General features: G+C 59.3%; 10 protein-coding genes and 1 tRNA gene (1 of these 11 cut by a window edge). 8 read left to right on the top strand and 3 right to left on the bottom strand.

The features are described from left to right. Positions 1-1,960, bottom strand: partial view of a TonB-dependent receptor domain-containing protein gene (locus P5689_RS01705; protein WP_285531879.1) — the 5' portion only. The gene continues 317 nt to the left of window position 1, outside the view; 1,960 of the gene's 2,277 nt are visible here — the first part of the coding sequence; the start codon lies at positions 1,958-1,960; the stop codon falls past the left edge of the window. 1,492 nt (positions 1,961-3,452) lie between these two features. Beyond that, a tRNA-Gln gene (locus P5689_RS01710) sits at positions 3,453-3,526 on the bottom strand. Positions 3,527-3,728: 202 nt separating this feature from the next. On the opposite strand from P5689_RS01710, the gene P5689_RS01715 reads away from it, so the two are divergent. Together P5689_RS01715 and P5689_RS01720 are read left to right on the top strand one after the other, a co-directional pair. Further along, positions 3,729-4,868: a Ppx/GppA phosphatase family protein gene (locus P5689_RS01715; protein ID WP_023978690.1), complete on the top strand. Its 1,140-nt coding sequence runs from the start codon at positions 3,729-3,731 to the stop codon at positions 4,866-4,868. After that, complete coding sequence (locus P5689_RS01720; protein WP_285531882.1) at positions 4,865-5,662, top strand: RlmE family RNA methyltransferase; 798 nt, start codon at positions 4,865-4,867, stop codon at positions 5,660-5,662. Before P5689_RS01715 ends, P5689_RS01720 begins: the two co-directional genes overlap by 4 nt. 10 nt (positions 5,663-5,672) lie before the next feature. Here the strand turns inward: P5689_RS01720 and P5689_RS01725 are convergent, their stop codons facing one another. Then, entirely contained in the window at positions 5,673-6,608 is a 936-nt protein-coding gene (locus P5689_RS01725) for an ROK family protein (RefSeq protein ID WP_023978692.1), read from the bottom strand. Between the two features lie 145 nt (positions 6,609-6,753). Between P5689_RS01725 and P5689_RS01730 the strand changes: the two genes are divergently transcribed. The 6 genes from P5689_RS01730 to rlmN all read left to right on the top strand — a co-directional run bounded on the left by P5689_RS01730 (position 6,754) and on the right by rlmN (position 12,364). Continuing rightward, positions 6,754-7,023: a sulfurtransferase TusA family protein gene (locus tag P5689_RS01730; protein ID WP_023978693.1), complete on the top strand. Its 270-nt coding sequence runs from the start codon at positions 6,754-6,756 to the stop codon at positions 7,021-7,023. A 121-nt stretch (positions 7,024-7,144) separates the two neighbouring features. After that, positions 7,145-7,405, top strand: a complete 261-nt coding sequence (locus P5689_RS01735) for an exodeoxyribonuclease VII small subunit (protein ID WP_023978694.1) — start codon at positions 7,145-7,147, stop codon at positions 7,403-7,405. Beyond that, on the top strand, positions 7,402-8,322 hold the full coding sequence (locus P5689_RS01740) for a polyprenyl synthetase family protein (RefSeq protein WP_023978695.1): 921 nt from the start codon (positions 7,402-7,404) through the stop codon (positions 8,320-8,322). The genes P5689_RS01735 and P5689_RS01740 overlap by 4 nt, the downstream gene beginning before the upstream one ends. 4 nt (positions 8,323-8,326) lie before the next feature. Next, entirely contained in the window at positions 8,327-10,321 is a 1,995-nt protein-coding gene (dxs, locus tag P5689_RS01745; RefSeq protein ID WP_023978696.1) for a 1-deoxy-D-xylulose-5-phosphate synthase, read from the top strand. After that, complete coding sequence (locus P5689_RS01750; protein ID WP_285531883.1) at positions 10,321-11,058, top strand: TlyA family RNA methyltransferase; 738 nt, start codon at positions 10,321-10,323, stop codon at positions 11,056-11,058. The genes dxs and P5689_RS01750 overlap by 1 nt, the downstream gene beginning before the upstream one ends. Before the next feature lie 112 nt (positions 11,059-11,170). Then, positions 11,171-12,364: a 23S rRNA (adenine(2503)-C(2))-methyltransferase RlmN gene (gene rlmN / locus P5689_RS01755; protein ID WP_122040034.1), complete on the top strand. Its 1,194-nt coding sequence runs from the start codon at positions 11,171-11,173 to the stop codon at positions 12,362-12,364. The last annotated feature ends 22 nt before the right edge of the window (positions 12,365-12,386 follow it).

Raw genomic sequence — 12,386 nt, forward strand, 5'->3', positions numbered from 1 at the left:
GATGTCCATCGTCATAGTCGAGGTTGAAGGCCACCTGCTGCTTGGGCGTTTGGGGTGCAAACTTACCCTTGCTGAACACGTAGTCACCGCTGCTGCCAGCCGCGACATTGCTGTCCGTCCGAGCGTTAATGTACTCGGCAGAGATATAAGGGCGCAGATGATAAAGGATGGGGCGGGTGCCGATCTCGAAATCGACACCGTCAGCATGTGAACCACCGCCATTGATGCTCTGCGAATAGTAGGATCCGTTCGGCAGGACGACTGTCTGAGTATAGAGACGGTTGGTGAAGTTATAATGGAAGTAGGTCAGTGTGCTGTTGAACAGGCTTCCCTGGTAACGCACACCGGCTTCCTCTGAGATCGAGATCTCCGGCTTCTGATTCGGGTTCGCCTTCGTGCTGTAGCCCACGCCCTTGGTGTATGTGCCTGCATCATAAAGCGATGTATTCATCGGGATGCGGAAATTGGTCGTCCCGGAAGCAAAAAGCTGGAACTGGTCATTCAGCTTATAGCGTATGGACGCGGCTGGCAGCGGCTCATTCCAGCTTCCGTTGATATAGGGACCTGTCGACGTGTCAGGTAGATAGTTCTGACCCTGGCGCGTAATCATCGCATATTTAAGACCGCCCTCGATGGTCAGGCGATTGTTCAGCAATGAGAGCGAGTCATCGATGAAGAGCGTGTGAATACGCGTCTGCGTTAGCGTGTCGCGATATTGAGCGGTCGTGCCGTTGGCAAGGACGAGGTTCGGGCCGCCACCATATTCATCCAGCGGCGCACCCGTCGCAGGATCGACAAGACTATAAGGCGACGTCTGGATCTGCTTTGAATACTCGAACCAGTAACCAATCATCAGACGATTGGCCCCGGTATGCAGAGCCAGCTTTGTTACGGCACCCGGGCGATAAGTCTGTGTGTTGGACGGGTTATACAGGAGCAGGCTCTTTGTGTTCGATGGGTTGTATGGACCGATCGAGCCGCTCAGAGACTGCGAACCATACTGCTGACTCGTCAGGCTCTCATTATAAGCACCGCCGCCATTGCCGTTACCATACCAGAAATACGGTGTTTCCGTCAGCGTCAGGTTGTCCGTCAACGTAAATGTGGACGGCGCGCTGGCATAGATGTTTGTGAACGGGTTCTGATGCAGCTTGTAGTAGTTGGCGCTCGGACTTTTCGGATTCCACTTGGAATCATACGTGTAGGATGTGCCGTATTTCTGCCAGTTCGCGAGGCTCATGGACGGGAAGAGCGTGCTATCGCTTTGGTTGCCGACAATCGCCAGCGCGATACGATTGCCCTGCCCCCATTCATTCACCCATTTGGTCTCGCCGTGCAGCTTCTTCTGTGCACCGGGACCCCGCCATGAATCCTCATGGGCAGCCGAAAATGAGATATAGCCCTTGAGATGCGTGTTGCCGATGCGACCAGTATCCACGCGGCCAAAGATGCGGCGGGCATTATAGCTGCCATACGTACCGTCGAGATGGCCGCTGAATTTTTCAGTCGGGTCCAGCAGATACATATTTACAGCACCGCCCGAGGCGCTGATGTGGGGGCTATCGAGATCTGCCGAGCCCTGCTCCACATTGATCGTGCGCAAATTCTCTGAATCGACGATTTCCTGAGGATAGACAGCATAGTTGCCGATATCATTGATCGGGAAACCTTCAAGCGTAAAGCCGATCTGGCTGGCATTCAGGCCACGCAGCGTCAGGTTGCCACCGTTCAGGCCAAGAGGGTCAACCGAGGTGGTATTGACGCCGGGCAGCGAGGCGATGAGCTGCATCGGGTTGAGACCGGGCGTCTGTTTGGCGATAAACTCCTGCGTGACGGTCGAACGTGACTTCGCCGCGTCCTCATGCACCATGAGGCCGCCCCCCGCAGACGTGTGACGGCTCGCCCGTACCTGGACGGTTTCACTGCGTGCCGCATCCGCAGGAGACGTCGAACCCATCATGGACGGCCCAGAATCCGTACTCTGCGCGGTTTTAGACGAGGCCGTCTTACGACCGGTCTGGCTTTGCTCGGCCTGAGCGGCAGAGACACTCAACGCGAGGACGGATGTCGCACATAAAAAATAGCGGGCGTTAAAGCGCATCATACTTCCCGGAACACATACTGGATTATTAACGAACATAGATCGTTACGTTAATGTTCCTATCACAACGCATTGCGGTCGCGGGATGAAAATTTGATGACGATACGAAATATTAAAATCGTTTTATAAGAGTTACATGGGGTATCATTACGATACAATACAGACCGTCCGGCGCGACGCCATTATGTCGATACGAGTAGTTTTATAAGTTTAAGAAATGGTAACTTATATTTACGATTCTGTATTTGTTAATTTCGATGAAGTTTACTACTATATAGGTCTAATCATACGATAATTATTTCGATAACCACGTTCATGTGGGCGCCACCTCACACGAACAACGCCGAAGCCGCCCTCGTCGCGCGATATCAATACCCCCCCTCCACGGAACCGTCCCAGGTCGTTTTGTGCGCCGCCCCTTGGGAAGCAATGGCGATTGGTCCTGCGACCAACGTCCCTACGCCTGCTCAAACAATTCATTGCTTCGGAAAGCGCCGTAGGTAAATCGTTTGCCGAGCGCTGTTTCAGCGCGAATACCAAGACAAACATAGAGCTCTGCCCGGACAAGAGGATAGACGCGGCGACCGGCGATGTCTGACGCTGTTCATAGCTTCGCCCCGTGAAGCCAAATCCATGAATGCCGCGATGGCTGATCAGCGCCTTTCCTATATGCTGCGTGATATGGGTCACCGCTACAGCAAAGAGCCTCAGCTATCGTCACCCCACCCGGTCGGGACACTATTTTATCTTTGAGAAGCGCAGCACCATCGGTGATACCGGACTGATCGCTCGGCGCGGAACCATACGAATGAGAAGAGTGAGCGCAAGGGGCGGCCTAGCGCCGTGTCGCAGCACCAAAATCCAAGCTTGGATGACATTTGACAGCACCCCGTCGAACACGGTGCGGGATTTCGGCTAAACGGGAAAAGGCCCACGCAACTGCATCGTCTGCCCCCTTACTCTTTCAGCGGGGGCCATTCCAGGATCGTATCGCCAGACGATACAAGCTTCGAAACGTTTCCCACACCAAACACAGAGCTTTACGGGCGTGAGCGTTTGGCTCCCCCGATCAAACGCATACGAGAGGGTCACGCCAACTCGCATAATCTGCGCCTTCTCGACCCAGAGCAGGTCTCAGCTTTCGCGATACGACCAGCGCCTAAGCATTCCTGAGCGGCCTAACTCGCGAGCAAAGATACCCTACGGGGCATGCTCCTCTCTGCGCCAGATCGCAAAGGAAGGGCGCAACTCATGAACGAGATGGCGTCATCCGGACGTGCCTATGGCATGCGAACTAAGCAGGCAGTGACCTGTGCAAATCTTGATTTGGAAAGTTGGACCCGAAGGAAAATGGCTGGGGGACCTGGATTCGAACCAGGGCTGACCGGGTCAGAGCCGGTAGTTCTACCGCTAAACTATCCCCCAGCAGTTGAGCCGTAGCTCAGTGCCTTGCGGTGGCGGTCAGATAGCATCCACCCCACAGCGCCGCAACCCCCCTTTTTGCATTTTTTTCGACAAATCAGTCTTTGTCCCGTCACAAAATCCTTGCTGTGCTGTGCCAGCGCTATCACATTGTTTTTTACACAAGATTTCCGGTGCATCGCACCATCACAAAAAGGGGACGATCATGGGCTACCGCCAAAGCGATGCTGCTTCCCCCTCGATCGGGGGGCACGCCCCCAGGCATTTTGCCGCCCTCGATCTCGGCACCAACAATTGCCGCCTCATGATCGCCAGGCGAAGCGGGCACGGTGTGCAGGTGCTCGACCGCCAGAACCGCATGGTCTGCCTCGGTGAAGGGCTGGTTGAAACCGGCGAACTGAGTTCGCGTGCCATGGATCGCGCCATCCGAACACTCGACAGCTACGCCGCACGCATGGATGGCCTCCCCTCGCTTCAGGTGCGCGCCGTCGCCACGGAAGCGTGCCGCCGCGCCCTCAATCGCGACAGCTTCCTCTCGCGCGTGCGCTCGGAAACCGGCCTCTCTCTGGAAATCATCTCCCCAAGGGAGGAGGTAGAACTTGCTGTTGAGGGATGCCGGACCTTGCTGCACCGCGACCCCGAAGGGGGTCGACGGGCTATTCTTTTTGATATCGGCGGCGGCTCGACGGAAGTAGCGTGGCTTAGATTGCATCCAGAGACGCACGAGCACGAGGTTGTCGGCCTCGTCAGCCTGCCCTTTGGGGTTGTGACCCTCTCGGAGCAGTTCGGACACAAGCGCGGTGAGCAGCGTGGCGAAGACCCCGCCAGCCTGTATGAAGACATGGTTCGCCTCGTGCAGGAGCCGCTCACGGCATTCGAACGTGTTCATCAGATCGGTCAGGAAATGCGCCGAGGTGCCGTGCAGATGCTCGGTACGAGCGGCACGGTAACAACTTTGGCCAGTGTCGCGCAAAACCTGGCGCGCTACAGCCGCCATGCCGTTGATGGCTTCACGCTCACAGCAGAAGCCGCTTACGACGCCATCGGGCTTGTACGTCAGGCCGCCTCAGGCCAGCAGGAAACGCCTCCCGGCCTCACCCCGGACCGACAGCATTTCATGCTACCTGGCTGCGCGATTTTCGACGCCATCCATCGTGTCTGGCCATCACGCGAAATCATTGTCGCGGATCGGGGGCTCAGGGATGGGATGGTGGCCCGCATGGCGTCGCAGTCGCATCGCTCGCGCGTTCATGCTCAAGGTATGCGTCAACACGCGCCCTCCCATGACAGACACGCGAATTATCGTGGCCATCATGCACCGTCTTCCTTTATGGGACGCGCATGAGCAAAGATAATGACAAGCGCGGCCGTCAGGGCGGCAAGGTGCAGGAGCGCCGTATTCCGGGCAAGGCCCTCAAGAGTTCGGCCGCACCAGGTGAGTCAGACAGCGCATTGGATGGCAGCTCTGTCCAGACGGCGCGTAACAAGACAATCATGCTGCGCACGGCGCGCGGGCGCTCCACGGCGCAGCAGCGTTGGCTGAACCGCCAGCTCAACGACCCTTATGTGGCCGCAGCCCGCAAGCAGGGCTGGCGCTCGCGCGCTGCCTTCAAGCTGATTGAAATCGATGACCGGCTCAAGCTGATCAAGCCCGGGATGAGAATTATCGATCTTGGCGCTGCGCCGGGAGGCTGGACACAGGTTGCGGTCAAGCGCGGTGCCAGCGCTGTCGTGGGCGTGGATCTGCTGCCGGTCGACCCTGTCAGCGACGCTACAATTATAGAAGGCGACTTCACAGATCCCAACATGCCTGCGCGACTGATCGAATTGCTGGGCGGCCCCGCTGATCTGGTCTTGTCCGACATGGCACCCAACACAACAGGCCATGCGCCAACAGATCACCTGCGCATCATGGGACTGGCGGAAGGTGCACTCGATTTTGCAATGCAGGTTCTGGCGGTTGGCGGCGGATTCGTCGCCAAGGTGTTTCAGGGCGGTTCCGAGCGGCAGATGCTCGAGCCCATGAAACTGGCCTTCTCAAGTGTGCGTCATCTCAAACCCCCTGCGTCGCGCAAGGAGTCGAGTGAGCTCTATGTTGTGGCGACCGGCTTCCGCCCCGATCGCCTCAAGCAGGACTGAGAGGCGCCCCTTACTCGGTCACGTCCCACAGCCAGGCGGCACCGCGCACGCCTGAGCTGTCGCCGTGCTTGTTGCGCACGATGGGGGTGGTGCAGGTCGGGGTGATCACATGACGTGCCAGCAAGGGCGGCACACGTTCATAGATGCTGTCGAGGTTGGACACGCCACCCCCAAGCACGATGATGTCAGGATCAAGGAAGTTGATCGCTAGAGCACATGCGCGCGAGAAGCGGTCCATGTAGCGATCGAGCGCCCCGATCGCAGCAATATCACCGTTAGCGGCGGCTTCCTCGATCCCTGCCGTGTTATGGTGCCCGACGCCCTTCCAGTCCTTCGCCAGCTCCGGTCCGCAAAGATAGCGTTCAAGACAGCCCTCATTGCCGCAGAAGCATTTCGGCAGGGGGAATTCTTCCAGACGTACCCAAGGAAGTGGTGTGTGCCCCCACTCGCCCGCGATGCTGTGCCGACCGCCAATGACCTTTCCATCGACAACAATACCAGCGCCCATACCGGTACCGATGATGATGCCGAACACCGTACGGTTCCCTGCGCCAGCGCCGTCTGCGGCTTCCGACAAGGCGAAGCAGTTCGCATCGTTCTCAACACGTACCGAGCGATTGAGGGCACGATCGAGGTCGATACCGAAAGGCTGGTTGTTCAGCCAGGTCGCATTGGCGTTCTTGATAAGGCCAGTCTCGGGCGAGATCGAACCCGGAATACCGATGCCGAGTGTCGAGGTGAGCTGGCCCGGCGCCGCAAGATGCGAGGCCACGCTGCCAAGGCGCTGATCGACGCTGGCGACGAGATCGCGCACAGCGATCACGGCATCTTCATAAATTCCCGGGTTCGGTACGCGTTCGCGCAGTTGCAGATCGCCAGCGCGATCGAGAACTGCGATTTCGATTTTTGTGCCACCGAAATCGATGCCGAGGCGATAATCAGCCATCTCATGCCTTACTGATGTTGCTTCTGAAAACTGCGGCGCATGTTGCGGACGAATACGGTCCGAGTAAAGATCTATTGGTCAAACAGAGCGGTCAAACAGCGCCCGATCTTGAAACACACATGGCGCTGCGCGCATAGTCCTGAAAATGACAGCCTCGCCCCCAGAAACCCTGCTCGACGTTCGTGGAATGGCCTGCCCCTTGCCGGTGCTCCGGGCCCATCGCAGCCTCAAGACCCTCTCGCCGGGTGCAAAGCTGCGCGTTTTGGCCACGGACAGGGCAAGTGTTGCTGATTTTCAGGCATTCTGCCGCGAGACCGGCCACGCGCTGATAGCGTTTTCGGAAGATGGCGAGACACTCTCCTTTGTGATTCGTCGCAAATCGGACACAGCTGTGTCCTTGCCTGTCACGGAATAATCATACTCTCTCCACCCTTGGGCTTGGAGAATGGAGTGCGACAGGTTATCCCTCCATCCCAATGGCCGTCATATGCTGACGGCATTTTTCCGAAACAGCGGAGCGGGACGGCAGTTACGGCATGGACGCACAGCTATCACAGCTCTCTTTCGAGGATGCCCTGTCAGAACTCGACAGGATTGTACGCGGCCTCGAAAGCGGTCAGATGAAACTCGAGGACGCGATAAGCGCCTATGAGCGAGGTGCTGCCCTGCGCCGCCATTGTGAAACAAAACTCTCGGAAGCCGAAATGCGCGTTCGGGCTATCACACAGCGTGATGGTACGACAGGCACAACGCCGCTTGCCGAGTTCGACGAGAATTCTGGCGGAAAAGCCCCATGACGACCACCTCATCACCCTCAACTGCATCGCCCGAGACCCTTGCGGCCTCACTTGGCACGGCAGCGCGCGCGATCGAAAGCACTATTGATCGCCTTCTTCCCATGGTTGAAGGCGACGAATCGGTTCTGATTGAGGCCATGCGCTACGCAGCCCTTGGCGGTGGCAAGCGACTGCGCGGCTATCTCGTGACAGAGATTGCCGGCATTTTCGGGGCAGAGCCCGAGGGCGCCCTTCGTGTCGCGGCCTCGGTCGAAATGCTTCACGCCTACAGTCTGGTTCATGATGACCTGCCTGCCATGGATGATGACGATCTACGCCGCGGGCAGCCCTCAACGCACAAGAAGTTTGACGAGGCCATTGCCATCCTGGCTGGCGACGCCCTCCAGACCTCTGCCTTTGAGATCCTGGCGGACGAGGCCACCCATTCCGATCCTTCCGTGCGTATCGCCCTGGTGACCGCACTGGCACAGGCGTCGGGTGCGGCAGGCATGGTCGGCGGTCAGGTGGTCGATATCCGTGGCGAAGGCAAATCGCTGCCGCTCGATCAGGTGCGACGCCTACACGCCATGAAAACCGGCGCGCTGATCCGCTACGCCGCCGAGGCCGGTGCCATTCTTGGTGGCGCAACGCGCGTTCAGCGCGACGCCATCATTGCCTATGGTCGTGATATCGGCACCGCCTTTCAGGTGGCCGATGACGTGCTCGACACCACGGCCAGCGCCGAGGAACTCGGCAAGACGGCCGGCAAGGATGAAGCTGCCGGCAAATCCACCTATGTCTCCCTTCTCGGCATTGACGGCGCACGTGCGGAAGCCGCGCGCCTTGTCGAGCAGGCCACACAGGCCCTGACCTCTTTCGGGACCGAAGCAGCCGCGCTCAGAGCCCTGGCACACTACATCGTCGAGCGCAGGAATTAAGAGAATGAGCGATACCACCAAACCGAACCAAGCCTCGTCGATCCCGACCATGGGTCGTTTTCCTCATCTCGACCGGGTCGTCATTCCCGCCGATCTGAGAAACTTCTCGACCGACCAGCTCAAGCAACTGGCTGAAGAGCTGCGTTCCGAGACGGTAGACGCGGTGTCCACCACGGGCGGCCACCTTGGCGCTTCCCTTGGCGTGGTCGAGCTGACCGTGGCCATGCACGCCGTGTTCAACACGCCCGATGACCGAGTCATATGGGATGTCGGCCATCAGGCCTACCCGCACAAGATCCTGACCGGGCGCCGCGACCGTATCCGCACGCTGCGCCAGCCAGAAGGTCTCTCGGGCTTCACGCGTCGTTCGGAAAGCGAGTACGACCCGTTCGGTGCAGCCCATTCCTCCACGTCCATCTCTGCCGGTCTCGGCATGGCCGTGGCGCATCATCTGCGTGCCAATGATGATCCGTCCTATGAAGAGCGCAATGTGATTGCGGTCATTGGCGACGGGTCGATTTCGGCTGGCATGGCCTATGAGGCCATGAACAATGCCGCCGTGGCCGGTCCTGGCGCCAAGCGGCTGATCGTCATTCTCAACGACAACGAGATGTCCATCGCGCCTCCGGTCGGCTCGATGTCCAACTATCTCTCCCGTCTCATGACCTCGCGTCAGTTCCTGAGCCTTCGCGATCTGGCAGGCAAGCTGGCGAAGCGCCTGCCTGCCGGGCTGGAACGCACCGCCAAGCGTGCTGACGAACTGACGCGCGGCCTGATCACGGGCGGCACGCTGTTCGAGGAACTCGGCTTCTATTATGTCGGTCCGGTTGACGGTCATGACCTCAACCAGCTGGTGCCGATCCTGCGCAATCTTCGCGACAGCGATGAAGGCCCGGTCCTGCTGCATGTCATCACCGAGAAGGGACGCGGCTACAAGCCAGCTGAGTCCGCGGGCGACAAGTATCACGCTGTCAGCAAGTTCAACGTGATCACGGGTGAGCAGAAGAAGGCTCCCGCCGGTCCGCCGAGCTACACCTCCGTCATGGCACGCGAATTGCTGCGTCATGCCGAGATGGATGAGCGCATCACGGCCATTACTGCGGCAATGCCCTCGGGCACAGGTCTGGACAAGTTTGCCCAGAAGCATCCCGAGCGCTTCTTCGATGTCGGCATTGCCGAGCAGCACGCCGTAACCTTCGCTGCCGGCATGGCTTCGGAAGGGCTGCGTCCTTTCTGCGCCATCTATTCCACCTTCCTGCAGCGCGCCTATGACCAGGTAGTGCATGATGTGGACCTGCAGAACTTACCCGTTCGCTTTGCCATTGACCGTGCCGGTCTTGTCGGTGCCGATGGTGCTACCCATGCTGGCTCATTCGACCTGAACTATCTGTGCTGCCTGCCGAACATGGTGGTGATGGCCCCGAGTGACGAGGTCGAACTGACCCATATGACCGCCACGGCCTGCGTGTACGATGCGGGTCCGATCGCGTTCCGTTACCCCCGTGGTGGTGGCACGGGTCTCGATTTGCCGGAGAAGGGCGAGGTTCTCGAGATCGGTCGTGGCCGCATCGTCCGTGAGGCAGTTCGTCAGCCCGGCAATAAATCCGGCGTCGCCATTCTCTCGCTGGGTACGCGCCTGACCGAATCGCTCAAGGCAGCCGATCACCTTGCTGCGCAGGGCATTGCCGTGACTGTTGCCGATGCACGCTTCGCCAAGCCGATCGATACGGCTCTCGTCGAACGTCTGGCCCGTGAGCACGATGTCCTGATCACAATCGAGGAAGGCGCAGCAGGCGGCTTCAGCAGCCTCGTGGTCCGTCATCTGGCCGAGACGGCTCTTCTCGATCAGGTCAGGTTCCGCCCCATGGCGCTGCCTGACACCTATATCGATCATAACCTGCCGGACGTGCAGTATGACGAGGCCGGGCTCAATGCGCCGCAAATCGTCGATACGGCGCTTGCCGCGCTTGGTGCACAGAACGCCCAGCAGACGGCCTGATGGCCAAGAAGCGGGCAGACGTCCTGCTGGTCGAGCGCGGGCTTGTCGAGAGCCGCGCCCGCGCGCAGGCGTTGATCATGGCGGGGCTTGTGTTCACCAAGGACCGCCGCATTGCCAAGGCGGGCGATATGCTCGCCGAGGATACTGTGCTTGACCTCAAGGGGCAGGATCACCCCTGGGTCTCGCGCGGCGGTCTCAAGCTGGACCATGCGCTCAGCCATTTCGGGCTCGATCCCGCGGGAGCGATAGCAGTAGATGTCGGTGCCTCCACAGGGGGTTTCACCGATGTGCTGCTGACCAAGGGCGCCACAAAAGTCTATGCCGTCGATGTCGGGCACGGTCAGATTGCATGGAAGCTGCGGTCAGACCCGCGCGTTGTCGTCATGGAAAAGACCAATGCCCGGACGCTGGATGAGACGATCATCCCTGACCCAATTTCCATTGTTGTCTGTGATGCGAGCTTCATCGGGCTACGCATCGTACTGCCCCCTGCCCTCGCTCTCTGCCAGCCGGGTGGATGGGCGGTGGCCCTGATCAAACCGCAATTCGAAGCCGGACGATCCGAGATTGGCGCGAAGGGCGTCGTGCGTGACGCCGCGGTGCATGAGCGTGTTTGCGCTGAAATCCGTGCCTGGTGGGAAGAACTCGAAGGTTGGGAGGTTCTTGGCATTGAACCAAGCCCCATCACTGGCCCCGAGGGGAACCGCGAATTCCTGATCGCCGCCCGACGCGTTTGAAGAGTCGGGCGCACTGCATCTGAACGTAGCGAGAGGGTCAGCCCAGCAGCGCCCCGTGCCCTGCAGCGGTTTTGCTTGCGTTCCCGGTGCCTATTCGTGATAGAGCACCCCCATGTCCGACATCTCGACCACACTCGACCTGAATGAGCAGGAGCGCGCGCGCATCCTTGCCAAATCCGCGCTTTTTGCTCCGCCCCCGGCGGTCCTGCCCGACGGGCGGCGTGACCTCGTGGGCCTGTCCCGCGAAGAGCTGATTGCGGAGATGGCGGAATTCGGTGAAAAACCGTTCCGGGCCAAGCAGCTCTGGCATTGGATCTATCATCAGGGCGCCACCGATTTCGCCCGTATGAGCAGCATCGCGAAGCCGCTTCAGGCGAAACTTGCAGAGCGTTATGTCGTTGGCCGCCCTGCGACGAGCCTGGAACAGACCTCCAGCGACGACACACGCAAATTCCTGTTCCGTTTCCGTGATGGGCAGGAAGCCGAGACCGTCTATATACCGGACCGTCGCGAGGACCGCGGCGCGGTCTGCATCTCGTCTCAGGTGGGGTGCACTCTTTCCTGCACATTCTGCCATACCGGCACACAGAAGCTGGTGCGCAATCTGGGTGCGGCGGAGATCGTGTCGCAGTTCATGGCTGCCCGCGATTCCTATGGTGAATGGCCCAGCCCCAAGGGCGAGACACCGCGCCTGCTCTCCACCATTGTCCTGATGGGTATGGGCGAACCGCTCTATAACTACGACAACGTGGCCAAGGCGATGCGCATCGTGATGGATGGTGAGGGGATCGCCCTGTCACGCCGCCGCATCACGCTCTCGACGTCGGGCGTGGTGCCGATGATGGATCGCTGCGGTGAGGAACTGGCCGTCAACCTCGCGATCTCGCTGCATGCGGTAACAAACGATCTGCGTGACAAGATCGTACCGCTCAATCGCAAGTATCCGATCGAGGAGCTGATGGCGGCGTGTCGACGCTACCCTGCAGCCTCGAACTCCCGACGTATCACCTTCGAATACATCATGCTGCGCGGCATCAATGACAGTGAGGCCGATGCCCGTGAGCTGGTGCGGCTGATCAAGGGCCTGCCCGCGAAGGTGAATCTGATCCCCTTCAATCCATGGCCGGGGTCGGAATTCAAACCCTCGACGCGTGAGCAGCTGCAGAAATTTGCCGCCATCGTGATGGATGCCGGATTTGCTGCGCCAATTCGTATGCCACGCGGGCGCGATATCCTGGCAGCCTGTGGTCAGCTCAAGACCGAAAGCGAAAGACTGCGCCGCAGCACAACCGCCGAAGCAGAATAACCCGGTGCCGGTCAGCCTGTCA

Origin of the sequence: Asaia sp. HumB (genome assembly GCF_030263835.1) — a bacterium.
Lineage (GTDB): Bacteria > Pseudomonadota > Alphaproteobacteria > Acetobacterales > Acetobacteraceae > Asaia > Asaia bogorensis.